Source organism: Clostridium hydrogeniformans DSM 21757 (assembly GCF_000686705.1).
Taxonomy (GTDB): domain Bacteria; phylum Bacillota; class Clostridia; order Clostridiales; family Clostridiaceae; genus Clostridium_Z; species Clostridium_Z hydrogeniformans.
In genome coordinates this window covers 86085-108013 of record NZ_JMLJ01000008.1, presented here as the reverse complement: position 1 = coordinate 108013, position 21929 = coordinate 86085, and the positions used below count along the sequence as shown (strand labels likewise).

General features: G+C 28.6%; 22 protein-coding genes. 9 read left to right on the top strand and 13 right to left on the bottom strand.

The annotated features are described in order from the left end of the window. Window positions 1-10: 10 nt before the first annotated feature. From BR69_RS0105745 to BR69_RS0105735, 3 genes are all read right to left on the bottom strand, one after another. Window positions 11-1981, bottom strand: coding sequence for a cell division protein FtsA (locus BR69_RS0105745; protein ID WP_034849427.1), 1971 nt, complete (start codon window positions 1979-1981; stop codon window positions 11-13). A gap of 98 nt (window positions 1982-2079) precedes the next feature. Beyond that, the gene (locus BR69_RS0105740; protein ID WP_034849425.1) at window positions 2080-2385 is read right to left on the bottom strand and encodes a hypothetical protein; all 306 of its coding nucleotides are present in this window, start codon (window positions 2383-2385) and stop codon (window positions 2080-2082) included. Between the two features lie 129 nt (window positions 2386-2514). After that, on the bottom strand, window positions 2515-4518 hold the full coding sequence (locus BR69_RS0105735; RefSeq protein ID WP_027632328.1) for an ATP-dependent helicase: 2004 nt from the start codon (window positions 4516-4518) through the stop codon (window positions 2515-2517). A gap of 306 nt (window positions 4519-4824) precedes the next feature. On the opposite strand from BR69_RS0105735, the gene BR69_RS0105730 reads away from it, so the two are divergent. Then, window positions 4825-6300 carry a nicotinate phosphoribosyltransferase gene (locus BR69_RS0105730; protein WP_027632327.1) on the top strand — a complete coding sequence of 492 codons (1476 nt, stop codon included), beginning with the start codon at window positions 4825-4827 and terminating at the stop codon, window positions 6298-6300. 70 nt (window positions 6301-6370) lie between these two features. Here BR69_RS0105730 and BR69_RS20030 read toward each other — a convergent pair whose 3' ends face one another. Continuing rightward, window positions 6371-6604, bottom strand: coding sequence for a hypothetical protein (locus BR69_RS20030; protein WP_034849423.1), 234 nt, complete (start codon window positions 6602-6604; stop codon window positions 6371-6373). A gap of 169 nt (window positions 6605-6773) precedes the next feature. On the opposite strand from BR69_RS20030, the gene BR69_RS0105720 reads away from it, so the two are divergent. After that, window positions 6774-7253: a QueT transporter family protein gene (locus BR69_RS0105720; RefSeq protein WP_027632326.1), complete on the top strand. Its 480-nt coding sequence runs from the start codon at window positions 6774-6776 to the stop codon at window positions 7251-7253. A 108-nt stretch (window positions 7254-7361) separates the two neighbouring features. Here the strand turns inward: BR69_RS0105720 and BR69_RS0105715 are convergent, their stop codons facing one another. Further along, the gene (locus tag BR69_RS0105715) at window positions 7362-7694 is read right to left on the bottom strand and encodes a hypothetical protein (protein WP_027632325.1); all 333 of its coding nucleotides are present in this window, start codon (window positions 7692-7694) and stop codon (window positions 7362-7364) included. A 457-nt stretch (window positions 7695-8151) separates the two neighbouring features. Between BR69_RS0105715 and BR69_RS0105710 the strand changes: the two genes are divergently transcribed. From BR69_RS0105710 to BR69_RS0105700, 3 genes are all read left to right on the top strand, one after another. Further along, a complete protein-coding gene (locus BR69_RS0105710) occupies window positions 8152-9027 on the top strand; it encodes a DUF5685 family protein (RefSeq protein WP_027632324.1) in 876 nt (291 codons plus the stop codon). Next, window positions 9011-9607 (top strand): J domain-containing protein, encoded by a 597-nt coding sequence (locus BR69_RS0105705; protein ID WP_027632323.1) that lies wholly within the window; start codon window positions 9011-9013, stop codon window positions 9605-9607. The genes BR69_RS0105710 and BR69_RS0105705 overlap by 17 nt, the downstream gene beginning before the upstream one ends. A gap of 217 nt (window positions 9608-9824) precedes the next feature. Next, on the top strand, window positions 9825-10343 hold the full coding sequence (locus BR69_RS0105700; RefSeq protein ID WP_027632322.1) for a hypothetical protein: 519 nt from the start codon (window positions 9825-9827) through the stop codon (window positions 10341-10343). A 106-nt stretch (window positions 10344-10449) separates the two neighbouring features. On the opposite strand, the gene BR69_RS0105695 is transcribed toward BR69_RS0105700, so the two are convergent. Continuing rightward, the gene (locus tag BR69_RS0105695) at window positions 10450-10926 is read right to left on the bottom strand and encodes a thioredoxin family protein (protein WP_027632321.1); all 477 of its coding nucleotides are present in this window, start codon (window positions 10924-10926) and stop codon (window positions 10450-10452) included. Between the two features lie 379 nt (window positions 10927-11305). Between BR69_RS0105695 and perR the strand changes: the two genes are divergently transcribed. Continuing rightward, window positions 11306-11725, top strand: coding sequence for a transcriptional regulator PerR (perR, locus tag BR69_RS0105690; RefSeq protein WP_027632320.1), 420 nt, complete (start codon window positions 11306-11308; stop codon window positions 11723-11725). A gap of 27 nt (window positions 11726-11752) precedes the next feature. Here the strand turns inward: perR and BR69_RS0105685 are convergent, their stop codons facing one another. Beyond that, on the bottom strand, window positions 11753-12706 hold the full coding sequence (locus BR69_RS0105685; protein WP_027632319.1) for a type 2 periplasmic-binding domain-containing protein: 954 nt from the start codon (window positions 12704-12706) through the stop codon (window positions 11753-11755). A gap of 91 nt (window positions 12707-12797) precedes the next feature. Between BR69_RS0105685 and BR69_RS0105680 the strand changes: the two genes are divergently transcribed. Next, a complete protein-coding gene (locus BR69_RS0105680; RefSeq protein WP_027632318.1) occupies window positions 12798-13727 on the top strand; it encodes a hypothetical protein in 930 nt (309 codons plus the stop codon). Window positions 13728-13988: 261 nt separating this feature from the next. Beyond that, entirely contained in the window at window positions 13989-14384 is a 396-nt protein-coding gene (locus BR69_RS0105675) for a bactofilin family protein (RefSeq protein ID WP_051623510.1), read from the top strand. A gap of 20 nt (window positions 14385-14404) precedes the next feature. Here the strand turns inward: BR69_RS0105675 and BR69_RS21780 are convergent, their stop codons facing one another. The 5 genes from BR69_RS21780 to lon form a co-directional block, all read right to left on the bottom strand. Further along, window positions 14405-14986, bottom strand: coding sequence for a hypothetical protein (locus tag BR69_RS21780; protein ID WP_051623509.1), 582 nt, complete (start codon window positions 14984-14986; stop codon window positions 14405-14407). A 108-nt stretch (window positions 14987-15094) separates the two neighbouring features. Beyond that, complete coding sequence (locus BR69_RS0105665; RefSeq protein ID WP_051623508.1) at window positions 15095-15481, bottom strand: hypothetical protein; 387 nt, start codon at window positions 15479-15481, stop codon at window positions 15095-15097. A 102-nt stretch (window positions 15482-15583) separates the two neighbouring features. Then, complete coding sequence (locus tag BR69_RS22065) at window positions 15584-16066, bottom strand: hypothetical protein (RefSeq protein ID WP_034849421.1); 483 nt, start codon at window positions 16064-16066, stop codon at window positions 15584-15586. 165 nt (window positions 16067-16231) lie between these two features. Further along, complete coding sequence (gene yihA / locus BR69_RS0105655; RefSeq protein ID WP_027632315.1) at window positions 16232-16819, bottom strand: ribosome biogenesis GTP-binding protein YihA/YsxC; 588 nt, start codon at window positions 16817-16819, stop codon at window positions 16232-16234. Between the two features lie 2 nt (window positions 16820-16821). Then, window positions 16822-19143 carry an endopeptidase La gene (lon, locus tag BR69_RS0105650; RefSeq protein ID WP_027632314.1) on the bottom strand — a complete coding sequence of 774 codons (2322 nt, stop codon included), beginning with the start codon at window positions 19141-19143 and terminating at the stop codon, window positions 16822-16824. A 194-nt stretch (window positions 19144-19337) separates the two neighbouring features. Here lon and BR69_RS0105645 point away from each other — a divergent pair, with 194 nt between their 5' ends. Continuing rightward, window positions 19338-19937, top strand: coding sequence for a histidine phosphatase family protein (locus BR69_RS0105645; RefSeq protein WP_027632313.1), 600 nt, complete (start codon window positions 19338-19340; stop codon window positions 19935-19937). Window positions 19938-20154: 217 nt separating this feature from the next. Here BR69_RS0105645 and lonB read toward each other — a convergent pair whose 3' ends face one another. Continuing rightward, window positions 20155-21855, bottom strand: coding sequence for an ATP-dependent protease LonB (gene lonB / locus BR69_RS0105640; protein WP_027632312.1), 1701 nt, complete (start codon window positions 21853-21855; stop codon window positions 20155-20157). Window positions 21856-21929 lie beyond the last annotated feature (74 nt).

Here is a 21929-nt window from a genome sequence, read left to right as displayed (position 1 = left end):
TACATCTCCTTTATTTCCAGTATATATTTATCATATCCCCTTCTTTAAGAATATCATAATAATTAGCTCCCTTTCCATTGTTCTCTAAAACTATATTTCCTTTTGCCTCTGATAAATCAAAGTCTATAAAATCAAATATATCTACAAAAATATATTCTTTTTTTCCTCTTAATATAGTTTCCTTTCCATTTATTACAACTTTAAGTTTCTCATCATATTTATTATCTTTATCCTTAGAAATATGAATTTCCTTAGCTACCTCTTTAGAACTATAATGTAGCGAATCCCCATCATTTATTACATAATTATCATCTAACTCTTTTCCTTCATTTAATACCATTTGATCTCTGTCTATATAGTACTTCCTTAAATCTCCTACTGTTTTAGGATATCTAATTTCTATCTCTTCCATAGGTAATATTTCTTTAAACAGGGATACCCTATGTCCATTTAGAAAGCTTAATGGAGTAAGCTCTGCTTCTTCTTCATTTAACGTAAACCTAGTTGAATAAATATTTTTAACATGATCTACTATTTTGCTAGAACCACCTTCCCCATCCACTGCTGGTATAAGGTCTATTATATCGCCTTCTCTAACCTCATCTTCTAAGGATGCCTCTTTACCATTTACTCTTATTTTAGCATTCTGTCCTAAGGTCCCAAACATCACCCTATTTACTCCATTTATTTTAAATTTTAAGTTCTTACCATTTTTTCCTATGAGAACCTTTGGATTAACCCCTCCTTGAAGAAGCACATCCATAACCTTATTCTTGTGAGAATTAAACAAGCTAACCACATTGCCATCAAGTATCACATCAATAAAATCATTTCCTAAGTTCTTTATAGATACTAGAGCTATTCCAAGTACCGTTACTCCAATACTTCCTAAGGAATTATCTTCACTTAGGCAATCTGTTACTCCTTCACGTCCCTTAATTGCAATTCTTTCAATAGGAAGTCCTATTTCTTTACTAAGTGCCTCTTTAATTCCTGGGGTATGAGCTCCTCCTCCTACTAAAAACAATGCATTGGGTGGTTTTTCTCCATTAAGTTCTAGAACTTTTATAGCTATTTCATGGGATATTTTATGAACTACTGGCTCTATAACCTTTATTATATTTTCTCTGCTCACACTATTTTCAAGGCCTAAAACATCTGTATAAGTTATTTCATCTTTAGTTAAACACTGCTTTTTCATGTTTTCTGCCATGTTAAAATCTACTAAATAGTTTTGCGCTAAAGCTTCAGTAATTTCATCTCCTGCCATAGGAACCATTCCATAGGCACTAATTGTATTAGCACTTGATATTGCTATATCAGATGTTCCTGCCCCTATATCTATAAGACCTATATTAAGAAGTCTAAGACTTTTAGGTATTACAGCCTCTATGGCTGCTATAGGCTCCAATGTTATATTTGTAACTGTTAAATCTACCTTATTCATAACTGCATATAAAGAATCAACCACAGATCTTGGAAGAAAGGTTGCTATAACCTCAACAGCTGCTTCTTCCCCCTTATGGGATAAAAGATTTGACATTAAATATCCATTTAAATAATAATTTTTTACTGAATATCCAACACAATATAATTTCCCCTTTGAAGAGGAAAAAACTGCCTCCTCTGCATTCCTCACTGCAGTAAGCTCTAGACTTCTTATGCTATCCTTATCTATTTCCTTATCTTCACTAAGTCCTACTGAAGCCTTACTTATAGAAGTTCTTAAAAATCTTCCTGCTGCAGCTATTGATACATTAGTCAATTTCTTTTCTATATTTTTTTCTATATCCTCTTTTACAAACCTAACAGATTTCGCCACTAAATCTATATCATGTATTTGTCCATCTATCATAGATCTTTCTTCATGTTCCTTATAACATTCATAAACTACTTGAAATTTATTATCCACTATTTTTCCTACAGTGCCTATAATAGATCTTGTTCCTATATCTAAGGCAAATATTAGTTCATTCACCATAATCAACCCTCTTAATTGTAAATTTAAAGGCTCATATTCTACCCTGAATATGAGCCTTTATTAAAATTATATAATACAATTTTTTATTATTCAATATTTTAGTCAACTAATATAAGTTCATCCTTACCTTCTGTTACATAAGGTAGGTGTTTAACTATATCATATATATAACACATATATCTATTTTTATCTCTCCCCATCTGCTCTTTAGATACTTTGTTATAGTATAGCATATTACACCAAAAATCAACAAAGTGATCCTTAGTTAAAAACACCCTTTCATTATTGGAATTAATAACAAAGCCAGTACTAAATATATCTACTATGTCTAAGTCTATATTATTTTCCTTATTTATTAATATATTTACGTCTTCCCACATTTTTTTAAATGCTACTGCTCCCATAAATATCTCTTCCTTTCAATAGTTATCCCTTATTATATATAACACATTTCTTAAAAATAATATAACATATTTCTTCATTTCTTTCAATTAATATATTCTTTTTACTTTAATATATATAACTGAAAGTTTTTATTTTACTATGTCTATTAACTTATTGTTTAGTAGTACATTAAAATTGAAACTTCTAACTATATCATTAAACTTTATTTTTATAATATCGTCTTTAAGCTCTTCAATAATTCCTTGTCCATAAATTTTATGAGTAACAGTAATACCTTCCTCATATCCACAATAATCTATCTTATTTTCTATTTTACATTCTTCTATAAAAGGAGATGATTTTATAAATTCTCCCTTTATACGTCTTGGTGAATAAAGATAGAGATTATCTATAGCTCTTGTAATTCCTACATAAAATAGCCTTCTTTCTTCTTCCATGGTTTCTAGCTCATCCTTACATCTTTTATGTGGAATATACTCTTCACTACAGTTGATTATATGAACATTTTTAAATTCCATGCCCTTAACTCCATGAATTGTAGAAAATATAACCCTATCCTCATCATTCTTAACTTTAGAGCTATTTTTCATTTCCTCTTCCACCTTCTCTACATGGACTAAAAACATTAATATAGAGTTGAATTCCTCTAAGGAACTTTTAAACTCCTCTATAATTTCTTCTAATTCATCAATGGAACTTTTAAATTTTAAACAGTATTCCTTTATATAATCTATGTATCCCAAATCACTTAATATGAAATCTGCTGCACCTTTTAAGTTTATTTTATTTAAATAATTTATATCTTTTCTTAATCTATCCATATTTTTAAGCTGGAAAGCCTTCATATCTTGATATTTTTCTAGGATATCAAATACATTTTCATCATAGGGATGGTTTCTTACCTTTTCTAATGTGCTTTTACTTATATATCTAAAAGGTTTATTTATTATCCTTAAAAAGCTTTCTCTATCACTTGGATTTATAGATAACTTTAAGTAGGATATAATATCCTTACATATAAAATGATTAAAAAAATTATATTCCTTGTCTAATAGAAGAAAAGGTATCTTTTTTCTTATAAAGGCATCTATTAAACTTCTACTTTCTAAGTTTGTTCTATAAAGGACGGCATGTTCACTATAGTTCCCCTCATTAAGACTTTTATATTCTTTTATTTTATCGCCTATATCATTGCACTGGAGATTCTCATCAAAAGGATTAAATTTTACAATCTTTCCTTCATCTTCTCTATTTGCATTTATATCTTTTAAATTTCTTAGAGTATTATTAGTTATCAAATTTTTAGAGGTTTTAACTATATTCTCCTTACTTCTATAATTTACTTTCAAATAAATTTTTTCTCCATTTTTAAAATACTTATTAAAGTTCACCATACATTCTGGTTTAGACCCCCTAAAAGAATATATGCATTGATCTTCATCTCCTACTGCAAAAACTTCCCCTTCTTCTCCAATACTTTTTAGTAAATCTATTTGAAGTCCATCACAATCTTGAAACTCATCAACTAGGATATGTTTAAATATACTTCTATATCCTTTTAGTATACTTGGATTTTCACTGAGTAGTTTTTTAAGCTGTATTTGAAGGTCGTCAAAATCTAAAAGTCCCTTAGAACTCTTATAATTTTCATAGTTCTCATAGGCCTTAATAAAGACTTCCTTATCTATGCTACCTTGAAATTCTTCTATGGTTTTAAGACTACATTTATGAAGAGATATATTATTTATAACTTCTTTTATTTTATCCTCACATGCTGAATCAGAAAATTCCATTAAGCTTCTAGATATTAATTTATAAGTTTCTCTAGATTCTATAATTTTTATTTCTTTATAATGCCTTAATAAAAGTTTATAGCAAAGCCCATGAAAAGTTCCAAAAAAGGGCGAGTATCCTATGTCTTTTATTTTTTCATATCTTTCTTTCATGTTAATAGCAGCTGCTTTAGTAAAGGTTATTACCAATATATTTCTTGGATTAACCTTTAAATTATTTACTAAATATGCAACCCTATTTATTATAACTGTGGTTTTACCACTACCTGGAGCTGCAACTACTAAAGTATTTTTAAAATTACTTTCTACAGCCTCTCTTTGGTATTTGTCTAACCTCATACCTTGACCTCTTTTCTAAATTTATACTGTAATTATTGACTACTACTTGAATTAAAATTCAACTATATGTGTAATATATTATAGACTACTTAAGAATAAAGTAAAACTTAATTTATAGATATGTTTTATGCTTTTATCCTCAAATATATTAAGTTAATTCATCTGTAATTCTTATAGTAACTTCTAAAGAAATATAAAACATTAAAATTGTAAAACCCACCCTAAAATACTAAATATATTGTAATAATTCTTTTAAGGTATTACAATATATAATGATATAATTAAACCTTAAAGAGGAGATTTGATATGAATGCTAGCTTTAATGTAAGAAATGAAAGAAATTTAACAATGCTTGTTGACTTTTATGAACTTACTATGGGAAACGGTTATTTTAGCAGCAATGTAGCAGATAAAATAGCTTATTTTGACATGTTCTTTAGAAGGGTTCCTGATGGCGGTGGATACTGCATAATGGCAGGAGTGCAGCAATTAATTGAATACCTATCTAATTTAAAATTTACTAAGGATGATATTGATTACTTAAAGAGCAAAAATATTTTTTCTGAAGACTTTCTTAATTACTTAGAAAACTTCGAGTTTTGTTGTGACGTTTGGGCTGTTCCTGAAGGAAATCCTGTATTTCCAAATGAACCCTTAGTAGTTGTTCGTGGACCTATTATTCAAGCCCAATTTGTTGAAACTATGATACTCCTTACTATAAATCACCAGACACTTATAGCCACTAAGGCCAATAGAATTTGTAGGGCTGCAGAAAATAGACCTGTTATGGAATTTGGTTCAAGACGTGCACAAGGATATGATGGAGCTATATATGGTGCAAGAGCTGCAGTTATCGGTGGATGCTCTTCAAGTGCATGTACCATAGCTGAAGAACTTTTTGGTGTTCCTACTTCTGGTACCATGGCTCATAGCTGGGTTCAATTATTCCCTACAGAATATGATGCTTTTAAGGCTTGGGCAGAAACTTATCCAGATAACTGTACCCTTCTAGTTGATACCTATAATGTAATAAAATCTGGTATACCTAATGCAATAAAAATTTTTGATGAAATATTAAAACCTAGAGGCTTTAGTCCTAAGGCTATAAGAATAGATAGTGGAGATATAACTTATCTAACTAAGAAATGTCGTGCATTACTAGATAATGCAGGTTATAAGGATTGTAAAATAATAGTTTCTAACTCATTAGACGAACATATTATTTCTGGTGTATTATCTCAAGGAGCTAAAATAGATGCTTTTGGTGTTGGAGAAAGACTAATTACTGCAAAATCAGAACCTGTCTTCGGTGGAGTATATAAGCTTAGTGCCATTGAAGAGGATGAACTTATATTACCTAAAATAAAAATAAGTGAAAATGAGGAAAAAATTACAAACCCAGGTTTTAAAAAGATTTTTAGAATTTTTGATAAAGATACCCATACAGCTATTGCAGATCTTTTAGCACTAAACTATGAAACCATAGATGAGAGTAAACCACTTGAAATATTTAATCCTATCTTTACATGGAAAAGGAAGAAGTTAACTAACTATTATGTAAAAGAACTTCTTGTACCAATCTTTAAAAAAGGTAAGGCTGTTTATTCTAGTCCTTCAGTTATGGAGATTCAAGAATTTGCAAAGAATGAAAGTGAAAAACTTTGGCAGGAAGTTTTAAGGTTTGAAAATCCACATACCTATTATGTTGATTTATCTAATGATCTTTGGAATTTAAAACAAAATCTTCTTCATAAGTTTTCAGATAATTATAAAGAAAATTAATCTATTAAGGCTTGTAGAAAATTTTTCTACAAGCCTTTTACTTTTGTTATTTTCTTTATTATTCTTTAGTTTACCACGTTATTCCCTGATAATTCTCATAAATATTATCTATATCTAATTCTAAATTATCTTTAAATTTAAAGGATTCTCCATTTGCAAAAACTTTAAATGGACACTCATCATCATCCTTACGGAAGGGACAACTATTAAAGCAAGTTATACTTTCTTTTGAAGTTGATAAAAATGGACACTGATTAATTTTTATAACCCCCTTACTCCTTAAAGTAATAAACCATAAACTCATTATAGTAAAGTTTCTTATATTTTTAAAGGGATTTTTGTAAATATTTTCAGTCTTTTCTAATAACTTTTTATTATATTTATTTATTATTCCTCCTTGCTTATACTTATAATTATGCTATAATACATTTTTGTAAGAACTAAAGATTAATTATAATTACAAGGAGGTAAATATGCAAAACTCAAAGTTTTTGAAAATATTAGTTTTAAATAGTTTAATAGCAGCTCTTTATGCTGTTCTTACTATATTTGTTCCATTTAGCTATGGTGCTGTTCAGTTTAGAATTTCTGAGATTTTAACATTATTAGCTTTTGTAAATAAAAAATACATACCAGGTCTTATTTTAGGATGCTTTATAGGAAATCTTGGCAGCGCCCTAGGTCCATTAGACCTTATATTAGGAACTCTTGCTACGGCTATTGCTGTAACCCTTATGAGCTTTACTAAAAATCTATTCGTATCTACTCTATGGCCTGTTATTGTAAATGCATTAATAATAGGTGGAGAATTATACTTTGTTTTAAATCTTCCATTTATACCTTCTGCATTTTCTGTAGGTTTTGGAGAATTTGTAGTAGTTTCTATAGTTGGATATTTTATATTTAAATCTCTTATAAAAAATAAAAAACTTATGGATATACTAGATATATAAGTTTTAGGGAGGCATACTTTATAATACATTTTCATGTATTATAAAGTATGCCTCCCTTAGATTATAAATAAAAGCTCTTACTTTTCACTTTAAACTATTAAATATATTTTATCTTTTCTTTTTATTATGATTTCTATAGACAGTTATATCCATAATCTCATTTTGGAAAGCCTTTAACAATGCTTTTTCAAGAACCTTTTCCTCATCAAAGTTTTCTATGTCCTTACATACTGCATACACCTTATTTAATTCACCAAAAGCATTTCTATAGGTTAATGTAACATTTGGTTTTTCATACTCTACATTCATTATTTTAATTCCCCAAGATATCTGTGCATAATCTCCATTAACCTTTAATTCACTCATATCTTTTAGTCTATTCTTCTCATCATCTATATTTTCTATAATTATTAATTCATCTCCAACTCTATATTTGCTCATATATACCCCTCCTCTTTGTTAACATATTAACAATCTTTAATTACAGCTTAACATATTTCTGAAAATTAGTAAATACCAAAATATTCTTACATTCCTTATATACTTATATATAAATACAAAATTTACATTTAAATATATAAATATTTTATTTAAACAATATTATATTATGATATAATTTTCTATAGACTGATTACTATAATTTACTATAAAGATCTTAATGTTATAAATGGTATTAGATTATAATTTTAAAACTTATAAATATGGTATTAAATCTTATAAGTTTAGTTCAAAGGTTTCATAAAATAAACATATAATAGAACTTTATATGTTTCTAGAAACCTTTTGTTATACGAAATATTATGGTAATTATTCTATAGATTTATAATATAAATCCTATTTACTATAAAGTACTAAATATAATTTAAGTAGGATTAACTTTAAACAAAAGGAGAACTAAATGTTCGGTTATGTTAAACCTTTCAAACCAGAATTAAAAATAAAGGATTATGAACTTTTTAAGTCCTATTATTGTGGACTATGTCACAGCATTAAGAAGCTTTATGGAAACCTTCCTAGAATGTCTTTAAATTATGATATGACTTTTCTCTCTATATTATTAGAGGGACTAGAGGAAAACAAGGAAGATTTTACACCCTTTAAGTGTGCTATTCATCCCTTTAAAAATAGGGTTAAAATAATAAACTCTTCTAATTTAGATTATTCTGCTCATATGAATATTGCTCTAGCATATTATAAATATATAGATGATAAAGAAGATGATAACTCTATTAAAGGTCACATAGGATCTATTTTATTTAAATCTTATTTAAAGTCCTATTATAATGAATATAAGGACTTATACTTAGATATCTTCTATCATCTTAAGGAACTAAATAAAATAGAGAATTCATCTCCTAAAAATATAGATGAACTTTCTCATAACTTTAATATAATAACAGGTAAAATATTAAGTTACTCTGTTAAAGATGAAAAAACTAAAAACTTAATGTATAACCTAGGCTATAATCTAGGAAAATGGATATACATAATAGATGCCTTAGATGACTTAGAAAAAGATATGAAAAACCAAAAATTTAATGGCTTAAACGTCCTATATAATGCCAACAATATACCTTATGATGATTTTAGAAAAAGTATTTTAAATAAGGTAGAGTTTCTTCTTTTATCTTGTGCATCTACTTGTTTAGATTATATTAATATGATACCTTTATATAAAAATAAAGATCTTATATATAATATACTAGAATTTGGTCTAATGGATAAAACCCAAGAGATATTAAAAGGAGTTGACTGTAATGAAAAATCCATATGAGGTCTTAGAAATAAACTCTAATGCATCTCAAGAAGAAATAAAAAGAGCTTATAAGGAACTAGCAAAAAAATATCATCCTGATCAATATGGAAACAATCCTCTTCGTGAATTAGCTGAGGAAAAAATGAGGGAATTAAATGAGGCCTATGACTATCTTATGAAAAATTCCTCAAACTCTAATTTTAATGGAGGAAATAGTAATTCTAACTATAATAACAATAATGTTTATATGGATATAAGACAGGATATCCAAAGAGGAGACTACTTTAGCGCAGAAAATAAACTTAATTCTATATCACAAAAAAATGCTGAGTGGTATTACTTAACTGGTATTGTTCATCTTAAACGTGGTTGGCACGAATCTGCCTATGAAAACATAAAAACTGCCTCTAGAATGGATCCTTCCAATCTTGAATATACTCAAGCTCTTAATGCCCTTAATAACAGAAATAAAGGCTATAGAGAAAATTATTATGGCAGAAGATCTAATAGCAATGATATTTGTGATACCTGTTTGAAACTTTGGTGTCTTGATACATTTTGTGAGTGCTTAGGTGGAGACTGTATTTCCTGTCTATAATATACATAATCTTAATCTTAATTTATACAAATTCTTTAATATATAAATTCTTTAATAATATAGTTTTAAATATATTATTAAAGAGTTTTCCAATTAGTTTTATCTATATAATAGTAGTGAATGAAATAGTTTATGACTTTACAATTCTAATATTCTAGTTTTAATTTATCTAGAATATTAGAATTGTAAATTTAAAGATAAACTTGGAGGTAGAGATGTGAAAAATAAATCTAATCTTATATCAAAGGGAGGACTTTTTACTGGATTATCAGTTATTTTTCTCTATCTATCATTTATACTGCCTACTAATAAATTAGGTTTTCTTATTTTAACCTCTGCCCTAATTATTTTAACTATAAAGACCATAGGGTTTACTGGAGGACTATTATCTTATATATCTACAGGAGTGCTATCCCTTATAATAGGTTTAAAGTCTATATCACTGGCTTATGTATCTTTATTTGGATTATACCCTATTATAAAATATAAGGTAGAAGGACTTAGAAATATATTCTTAGAAATTCTACTAAAACTTTTATTTTTAAATCTCTCATTATTTCTTAATTATTATATTTATAAATCCTTATTTATGGATATTAATTTAATGAATATGGATTTACTAAATAAGCTACCCATACCCTTAATTATAATTTTTATTCAAGGTGTATTTTTACTAATGGATTATATACTTACTTTAATTATACAATTTATAAACGAAAAATTAAAATTTCTTTAAGAGATAAATTACTCTTGATTAAAAGTATACTATTTAAGAATTGTATACTTTTAAAAACATATATCTTAATTAAAATAATAAAAGGTAGGGTTTCCCCTACCTTTTATTATTTTAATATATCTAAAAAGCTTTCCTCTATTAAAGAATTATATTTTCCTTCTCTAAATTCTTTAACAATATGCTTTTTATTCTCTAAATTACTTATTTGTATTTTCTCTTTTAACTCTTCTGGAAACTCTACATAAGCTCCTAGTGGGTTCATCTCTCCATCAAAAACTAAAATACTAGGTATTCTTGCATCCCCTACTGCTTCTTCTAAAAACTCTTCATTTCCTTCTCTTTTAAAAAATTTTAATTCTATATTATTATTTTCTTCTTCTAATCTTTTTATAAAAGGAATAGCTACTGTACAATCTGGACAATATCCTTCTGAAAAAATCAGTACCTTTCTCTCTTCATTTAATGACTTTATTGTATCTTTAGTTTCATCACTTAATACAGTATTCTTATATATGTTAAAATGCTCCTCATCTTTATCCCTCATATAAGTATTAAAATCTACACTTTTAGATATATCTATCATAGTAATCCTCCTTTATTAAAAATATTTGTTAAATACTATTATATATTAAGAGTACTATTTAATCACCTATAATAGAAAAATTTTATTACCAATAAATAATTTCCATTATATTACTTAAAGGAGTTATTTATTCTAAATCGTGATTTAACATATTTTTTAATAAAATATTAATATTATATAGCACTAAATCACATTATGTTATATAATATTTCTTATTAATTATATTTATATAGTCTATTATTAATTATTTATTATATAATATTCTTATTTATGATAAATTTTTGTACTCTGCCTAAAGAATATTTATATTATTAAATAACTTTTGACAATTAATAATTTCTATTATATAATTTAAGTAACACTATATAGGGGTGATTTTATGGATAATATAACTACTATTTTCAGAGAAAAAAAATTAAAACTAACACCTCAAAGAATTGCAGTATACAGATATCTTCAATCAACTAAAGATCATCCATCTGCTGAAATCATATACAAAGCTCTACAACCTTCTTATCCAACTATGAGCTTAGCTACTGTTTACAAGGCATTAAAAACCCTTGTAGAAGTTAATTTAGTTCAGGAAATAAATGTTGGTGAAGGTAACTTTAGATATGATGGAAAGATAGGAATACATCCTCATATTCAATGTGTAAGTTGCGGTAAGGTAGATGATGTAGAAGGAGTTAGTTTTGAAAATTTAAATTCAGATGTACAAAATTTTACTGAATATGAAATTTTCACTAATAAACTTTATTTCTATGGGGTTTGTCCTCAGTGCAAAGCAAATAAAGCTTAAAATAAGGCTATAGCCTTATTTTAAGCTTTATTCTTTTATATTATATATTATACCCTTTTTTATATGATTCACTATTACTTCTTCATATTTTCCTTTAAACATCTCATTAACTTTTTTATTAGCCCCTATAAGACCTTCCTTTGAAAACTCCTCTTGAACTTCATCACTTAATGCAAACTTTATAAGATTAAAAACTTCCATATTAATATTCCCTCTTTCTGGAACCATCATTATCCCATCAATAAATATAGGATAATTATAAATTTTAGAGTAATCAAAAATACTCACTCTACTTTTATCTATATCTTTAGCATAATAAGATGATATAACTGCCACTGGTATTTCCCCATTATTTATAGATATAAGTTCTTCCTTTCTTCCTACGTATAATATTTCTTTAATCTTCTCATCCTTAATATCCATAAGCTTATAAATTTCTTCTAATTTTACTTCTTCAGGAAGTATTACTGGTATAGTTATATTCTTATTCTTTAATTCTTTCTTATCTGGGACTCCAGTTATAGTTCCTTTATTATATATTACCTCTAAAGTATAAGGAAGCACTCCTATACCATAATAGCTTTCTTCTTTTAGCCCAAGTAAAGTAAATGAGTCATAAAACCTATCTTTAATACTATTCTCTTTTACCAAAAAATCTAGATTCTTTAATATGCCTTTTTCTTTTAAGGTGACTAAATTTTTTCTACTACTTATAATAAGATCAATTTTTTCGTTATTTAGAATCTCATCTAATACTTTTTTATCCTTTGAGTATATTGTATTTATTTTAATACTATTTTTTTTCTCAAATTTTTTAAAAACCTTTGAAAATACCTCCTCCATGGTATCTTTTTTTATATCAACTACAAAAACATTTATACTATCCTTTTCACTAATATTTTTATACTTTTTGCTATCACAAGAAATAAAAGTCATAGAAATCAAGAGAAGAACCCCTATAAATTTTAATATTTTTTTCATATTCTTCCCTCCTATAAAATATTCTAATTATATGATGTGTAGATTAATTAATTATATGTACCAAACATATAATTAATGGAGGTGATAATTATTGAAAGTTAAAATACTTATTTTAAAGAAAAATCATTTACTAAGTATTATCTTTGCCGTTGCCTTCTTATTCTCCCTACTAATACTCTGGAGAGTAAAAACTTCTTCTAAAGCTTTAAATACTTTAAACCCTTTAAGATATAAAGAGGATTTAAATGTGGATTTAACTGGTGATGGGGTTAAAGATAATATATATATAGGCACTAAGGACAATAACTATTACGTTGAAATATCATCTAATAAAAAAAACTACTATCTTAAATGTAATAATAAATTAAACTCTTTAGGTAAATTTAAAGAGGATTATCCTATCAACTTAAGAATACATGATATTTCAAGAGATAAAATCCCTGAAATTTTTATTCAAAGTTCTGAAAATGGTGTTCCAATACAACATATATTCACTTTTCATAATAAGGAATTTAAAGACATATTTTGTTCTAACGGTAATATATTAGGGTTCTTAGATTATAAAAATAACAAAACTCCAAAGCTTATTACTGGTACCCTCAATAAAGGAAATATAGATTTAGGTTATTATATGATGATTAATGAAAAACTAGAAAATTATAGTTTTGATTCTTCCCTGCTTCCTGGAAAGAAGTCTATTATGGATTTTATAACTTATATAGAGAGCCTTCCTTATGGTGAAGAATATAAACCTGATGTGTTTTACCAGGGGTTTGGAGAAAGTTCCCTTTATGCTATTGATAAAATTTCCTCTGAATGCTATGAGGTTAGCTTTATACAAGGATACTTTACAGATAGTAAATGGGATAATAGTGGAAATATAACTGAGGTAACATGGAACTTAGACTTCAAAGGAAAGGGAAAAGATGATAACTCTAATAAATCTTACTCTCTTAAAGTTAACCTTATAATAGATAAAAATTCAAATAATGAATTTAAAATAAATTCACTATCCATTTAGGAACTCTATTTTTACCCTTTAAAATTTAACTTAACTATTTTAATTCTTATGTTAAATGTTACCTTTTATAAAATATCAGAATTATATCCCTAAAAAAATTAAAGGGTCGCAATAATGCGACCCAAAGGGGGATGGGGGGTTTTGTTATAGCTAATATTTCTTTAGCTATTAGGAGTTTATCTCCTATTCACATTTATATTATTACCAAAACTATTTTTATTTATACATTTTTATATTATAAATTTTAAGGAGGATGTTTATATGTTTAATGGCTTTTCAAACCAAGATAAGGATTCAAAATCTCAAAAAACCTTAGAAAGAATAGAAACTCTTATAGGTGAAAATTGCTCAATAACTGGAAATATAAGTGGGGAAGGACTTCTTCAAATTGACGGCTCTGTGGAAGGGGATATAAATTGGATTGATGACATAATAATAGGCCCTTCTTGTAAGTATAAAGGAAATATTTCTTGTAAAAATGCTTCTATAAAAGGAAGTGTTGAAGGTAATATTTCTTGTGAAGATATACTTACCATAGAGGATACTGGAAAAGTTACTGGAGATATTACCGTTAAGAAAATAATTATCAATGAAAACGGATCTTTAGATGGCAAGTGTATAATGGGGAATAAAAAAGTTGACTATATAGAGGAATAAAAGAGTTTCTTTCGAAACTCTTAATCCTCTAACTCTCCACTTATATACATGTCTATAATCTTATCTATTACCTTAACTTTATTGGGAGGTAAAAATGGTTTTATGGCACCTAAAAAGTGTGTCACATCATCATCACTAGTTATAGGTGCCTCCCCTCCAAAGCTTCCAGTAAATTCATCCCTATTATTCTCTTCACTATATTGTTTTTTAGAGTTATTTCCCATACCAAAGGCACCTAAAAGTGAACTTATTTGATTTATATCAACTCCATTTAGCATATTCATCAATGGATTTCCTGACTGGTTTCCCATGCCCCCCATATTAGGATTCATATTTCCTCCCATATTAGGGTCCATGTTACCACCCATACCAGGATTCATATTCCCTCCCATATTAGGGTTCATATTCCCTCCCATATTAGGATTCATACTTCCTCCCATATTAGGATTCATATTCCCCATCATATTAGGATTATGTCCCATATTCATATTAGGGTTCATCATATTCGGTGGCATCATGTTGGGATGCATCATATTGGGATTGAACATAGGACTTTGCATATAATCTTGTTCTCTGTTTCTTCCCCTTTTATGTTTTGACATTTATGGTAATTCCCTCCTCCCAATTATATTTTTTTGGAGGGTCAACTCTAGACCCTCCAAAACTTACCTTCTTTTAGGTTCGGTATTTTTTTATTTTGATTTTAGTTATTAGCAGCAGCCGCCAAATCCTCTTCCACCAAATCCGCCGCAGCCACCAAATCCACCAAATCCGCCTCCACAGAAGCAGCATAATAATAGTATTATAACTAGGATGTTATTGTTATCAAAGTCTCTTCTATTTCCATTGTGGCATCCATTGTCACATCTATCATTAAATCCATTATTGCAGAATAATAGGAATAATATTATTAACCACCATATTCCGCCTCCGCCAAATCCACAGTTTCCACCATATCCGCCTTGACCACCAAATCCGCTATATGGCATTTGAGCATATTGAACAGGTTGAACTTGTGATATTTGATATAATGGTCCACATGGCATTGGTGCTGAACATACTGTACAACAACTTTGTTTACATTTGCATCTTGACATTATTATTTCCTCCCTTTTATGGTTGATTTTTTAATTTTGCCTTTGTATTTTTAATAGCTTAAGTTATTGGGTTTAAATATATTTTACTTAAGCCCAATTACACTAATTAATTTGGGTGAAGTCTAATTCAGAACAGTCACCACAGTTTCTATTGTTACAATTTGACCTGAAACCTCTTCCCCCTAATAGGAATATTAATATGATTAGGAAGAATATTTCACATCCACTCCCGCAGTTATTGCCATAATAGTTTGGCTGGAAACAACCGCCTTGTGGATAGCAGTAATTTGGTTGAACATAATTTAAATTACTATTAAAGCTACAATTACTGCCTCTTACGCATGGATCGTAGTAAGTGTAATATCCAGATCCTGGATACCCACAGCCTCCTCCACAGTTTCCAAAGCCACCGCCTCCTCCACAGTTGTTGCCTCCAAATCCACCTGAGAAAAGTAGTAATAAGATTATTAGCCACGAGTTGTTGTTACTTCTACCTTCATTATCAAAGCAACTAGATATGGTATCAGCCATGTTTTTATCTATTTTCCCATTACTTAATCCACTTAGGAGAGTTGTTATATCCACTTTACTTCCTCCTTTCTAATTGGTTACTTTTTCATTAGCTTTATAATACATACTATTCTACCAATTTATTTTTGATACAAAAAAATCACTATGTTTCCACATAGTGATTTTAATAATATATATGACCTATTCAAATGCTTATTTACTCTCATAAATCTTATATATTTATTTATTTAAATTTCCAAAAATCTCTTCATTTAATTCTTCTATACCTTTTTTATTTAAAGAAGAAAAGAATACTAACTTATCTTCCTCTTTTAAATTTAAGGTTTCTTTAATTACTTTTTTACTTTTTGGTTTTTCATTATTAGATATTTTATCACTCTTAGTTGCTATAACTAAAACCTCATATCCATAATGTTTTATCCAATTATACATTATAACATCATCAGCTGTTGGCTTATGCCTGCAATCTACAAGAAGTACAACTTTCTTTAATGGTTCTCTCATATAAAGATAGTCTTCTATTATCTTTCCCCAACCTTCTTTTTCTTTTTTAGATACTTTAGCGTATCCATATCCAGGTAAATCCACTAAGTGATGTTCTCCATTAACTAGAAAAAAGTTAACTAATCTAGTTCTTCCTGGAGTTCCACTAACCTTTGCAAGTCTTCTTCTATTAGTAATAGAATTAATAAGGGAAGACTTTCCTACATTAGATCTTCCAACAAAAGCTACCTCTGGTATCATAGTAATTGGATATTGATCTTTCTTTACTGCTGAGGTTACAAATTCCGAAGTTTTTATTATCATTCTTACTCATCTCCAACTAAAGCATTTTTAATTACTTCATCTATTTGTGCTGCTAATATGAATTTCATTTTACTCTTTAAGGATTTTGGTATTTTATCTATATCTTTTTCGTTATTCTTTGGTATTATAACAGTATCTATACCAGATCTATAGGCTGCTAAACATTTTTCTTTAAGTCCACCAATAGGTAATACCCTTCCTGTTAAAGTAACTTCTCCAGTCATAGCCACATTATGCCTAACCTTCTTATTTGATAAGGCAGATATAATGGCAGTGGTCATAGTTATTCCTGCTGAAGGTCCATCCTTTGGAATTGCTCCTTCAGGAGCATGAATATGTATATCCTTATTTTTATAAAACTCATTATCTATACCATAACTTTCAGACCTAGAACGTACTAAAGAATAAGCTGCTTTAGCTGATTCCTTCATAACATCTCCCAATTGTCCAGTAAGCTCTAATTTACCATTGCCCTTCATTACGCTTACTTCCACTGGAAGTATATCTCCTCCATAAGCAGTCCATGCCATTCCTGTTACAACACCTATTTTATCTTCCTTATCAATTCTTTCTTGAAGGAATACTTCTTTTCCTAAATACTTTCTAACATGATTTATTGTTATACTAATAGAAGTCTTATCTTTTTCTAATAATTCTGTTATAGCTTTTCTTATAACAGCTCCTATTTTTCTTTCTAAACTTCTAACTCCTGATTCTCTTGTATAACATTCTATAATAAAGCTTAAGGAGGAATCAGCAAATTTTATCTTATCTTCCTCTACCCCATGTTCCTTAAGCTGTTTTTTTACAAGATGTTCTTTACTTATGTTAAGTTTCTCTTCATAAGTATATCCTGATACTTCTATTATCTCCATTCTATCTAAAAGAGGTCTTGGAATAGTCTCTAAGGTATTCGCTGTTGCAATAAACATAACCTTAGATAGATCCATATCTAGCTCTAAATAATGATCTCTAAAGCTCTTATTTTGTTCTCCATCTAAAACCTCAAGTAAGGCTCCAGCTGGATCTCCCTTAAAATCATTACTCATTTTATCTATTTCATCAAGAAGAAATACCGGATTACTAGAATCAGCCTCTTTCATTCCATAAACTATTCTTCCTGGTATAGCCCCTACATAGGTTCTTCTATGTCCTCTTATTTCTGCTTCATCTCTAACTCCCCCTAAAGAAACTCTTACAAAGTTTCTATTAATTGCATGAGCTACAGATTTTGCTATGGAGGTTTTTCCCACTCCTGGTGGTCCTACAAGACATAAAATAGGCCCTTTTAAGGAATTACTAATTTTCTTTACAGCTAAATATTCAATGATTCTTTCTTTAACATCTTCTAAACCAAAATGTTCTTTATTAAGGATTTCTCTAGCATCACTTATATGAATGTTATCCTTAGTTTCCCTTGTCCAAGGAGTAGCTAATAGCCAATCTAAATAAGTTTTAATATTGCTACTTTCTGAGGAATATCCTCCGCTATTCTTTAACTTGTTTAATTCATAAAGGGCTTTTTCTTTAGCTTCTTTTGGAAGCTTTGCTTTAGTTATTTTTTTCTTATATTCTTTTATTTCCTTTTGCCCTTCATCATCTTCTCCAAGTTCCTCTTGTATCACCTTTAATTGTTCCCTTAAAAAGTAATCTTTTTGAAGCTTATCTATTTTCTTTTTAACCTTAATATCTATTTTCTTCTCAAGCTTAAGTATTTCTATTTCATTTTTAAGGATAAGAATTAGCTTTTCTATTCTCTCCTCAAGTTTAGCTGCTTCTAATATATCTTGTTTCATTTCTAATTTTAAGGTTATGTAAGAACTTATAGTATCTACTAATTTTGAATTATCTTCGATTTCCTCTAATCCATCTAAAATCTCTGGAGGAAGATTTCCACTTAATCCTACGAATTCCTTAAATGTATCCTTTAGCTTAGCAGTTAAAGCCAGATAATTAATATTCTCTTCTTTAACTACATCTGGAACACTTTCAACTTTAACTCTATAGAACTCATCATCCACTAAAATCTCTTTAATTTTACCTCTTTCAACACCTTCAACTAGCACTCTCACTGTATCTCCAGGTAACTTAAGAAGTTGCTTTATAGTACATATAGTACCTATTTCATATATATCATCTTGGCTTGGTTCTTCAACCCTTGCCTCTTTTTGTGCTGATAAAAAGATTTTTTGTTCATTTATCATAGCTTCTTCTAAAGCCATTAAAGATTTTTCTCTTCCTACATCGAAGTGTAATATCATATTTGGAAAGATTACCATCCCTCTTAAAGGAATTAAAGGAAGAATCTTTTCTTCTTTTTTCATATTTCTCCCCTCATTTCTTTATTTAAGTTTGAATTTTAAGCTATTCTATAATTATATATGAAATTATATTGTATATCAATTGAAAAAAACATTATAATTACTATATAGATTTTTTACATTTATTCTATGTTTAAAATACCTAATATCATAGCATGACTTCATATGAATCTAAAATTTAAACTTAGGAGGTTTTTATGAGAATATACATAGTAAGACATGGTCATAGTACCTGGAATGAAGAAGGAAGACTTCAAGGTGTTAAAGATACAGATCTTCATCATAAGGGGTTTGATCAAGCTCACATTTTAGGTAAAAGACTAGAATCTTCTTCTATAAGTAAAATATATTGTAGTCCCTTAAAAAGAGCTTTTCATACTGGAGAAATAATAAATAAATATCTTAATGTTCCTATAATAAAAGACCAAAGCTTAATAGAAATGAATTTTGGAATATTAGAAGGAAATACTAAAGATCAAAGTAAAACCCTGCATTCTGAGTTCTTTACTTACTGGGAAAAACATAGATTCTCCACAGTTATACCAAATGGAGAATCTTATGAAATGCTATTTAATAGATCTTTTCAAGCACTAGAGACTATAGTTAAGAAAAATAATGAAGATATCCTTCTAATAAGTCATGGTTCTTTTATAAGAGCTCTTATATGCAAAATCATGGATATAGACTTAGATAAATCCTATAAATTAAGTTTTGACAATTGTGGAATATCAGTTTTAGAACATATTAATAATAGATTTATCATAAAAACTATTAATGACATAGGCCACTTTTTCTAATATAGGATAAAGTTTTAAAATATCTTAAGAAAAATTACATACATTCCTTCTGAATATTTTATTTTTCTAAATTTTATAAAGTATAGTAAAAAGTATATTTATAAAGTGAAACTAACTTCAGATGAAGTTATACTCCATCTGAAGTATAGCTAAGCTAATGTGTCTATATAAAATTCTCTTTCTCTATTAACTCTACTTTTAAATTAATTTTTTCCCTTTAAAATTCGCTACCTAAAGATTTAGCTGCTATTATCTCAACTTTTTCATCCTTATCTTTATGATTCTCAATTATTTTCTTGTTTTTATTATCCTTCTCTAGGATAGCTAATGTTATAACTTCCTTTATATGATTTACAGGTATTATCTCTATATCTTCTAGATTATCAAAACTTTCAGCCCAGTTATCCTTTGGAATAATGACTCTCTTTGCCCCAGCTTTTTTAGCTGCTGATATTTTAGCACTTACCCCTCCTACTGGCTTCACAGATCCCTGTATGGATATTTCACCAGTCATAGCTAAAGTATTATCTATCTTTAGGTCTTTTAAAGTGCTGTATATAGCTGTAGCTACACTTATACCTGCTGAGGGTCCATCTACTGGCGCCCCTCCTGGAAAGTTAACATGAATATCAAAATCTTCACAATTAAGATCGAATAAATTTTGAAGAACGGTTATAACATTTTCTACTGAACATCCTGCAGTACTTTTTCTTCTTATTTTTTTATGAGAATTTCCTATTTCCTCTTCTTCAACTATTCCTGTTATTCTAAGCTTTCCTTTTCCTTTTTCAACCCTTCTACTACTTGCTTCTATTTCCATTAAGGTGCCCATATTAGCTCCATATACTGCTAATCCATTAACATATCCTACCCTAGGTTCTTTTTCTATATTTTTTTCTGGTCTTGGAGAATATTGACCATTTTCTATTACCCACTCCACATCATCTAATGTTATAATATTCCTATTTTCATTTATTGACATTCCTGCACAAAGCTGAATTAGATTTACTACTTCACGACCATTAGTACAGAACTTACTTACCATCTTAAGAGCATTATCCTCTATATCTAAATTCACCTTACTAATTGCATTTTTGGCTATAATCTCAATTTCATCTGCTAATAATGCCCTAAAGAATATCTCCACACATCTTGATCTTATGGCAGGAACTACTTCTTCTGGAGCTCTAGTTGTAGCCCCAATTAACCTGAAATCTGCTGGGAGACCATTATCAAAAATTTCTTTTATATATATAGGCATGTTAGGATCCTCTGAACTGTAATAAGCGCTATCTAAAAATACCTTTCTATCTTCCATTACCTTTAAAAGCTTATTAAGCTCAATAGGATGAAGTTCTCCTATTTCATCTATAAATAATACTCCTCCATGAGCCTTAGTTACTGCCCCTGGTTTAGGTTGGGGTATTCCAGCTACCCCTAAAGCTCCTGCTCCTTGATAAATTGGATCATGAACCGAACCAATTAATGGATCCGCTATACCTCTATCATCAAATCTTATGGTAGTTGCATCAATTTCTATAAACTTTGCTTCCCCTTTAAAGGGAGAGTTAGGGTTCTTCTTAGCTTCCTCTAAAACCAACCTTGCAGCTGCTGTTTTTCCAACCCCTGGTGGTCCATATATTATAACATGTTGAGGATTTGGTCCACATAAGGCAGCTCTTAAGGCTTTTATTCCTTTTTCTTGTCCTATTATCTCTTCAAAATTACAGGGTCTACTTCTTTCTGCTAAAGGTTCTGTTAATTTTATATTCCTCATCTTTTTGAGTTTATCCATTTCCTTTTTATTTTCTTTATCCACCACAACTTTACTACTTTGTTGTCCTTTTAAAGCAGTAAAAAAATATAATCCCATAACTATTGATATTAAGAATTGAATTAAAACTAATAATTCTGTCATAAATCCTCTACACCTTCCTTATACTTAATATATTAAATATTATCTCCTCTTTCAGGTATTATATTCTATATAAA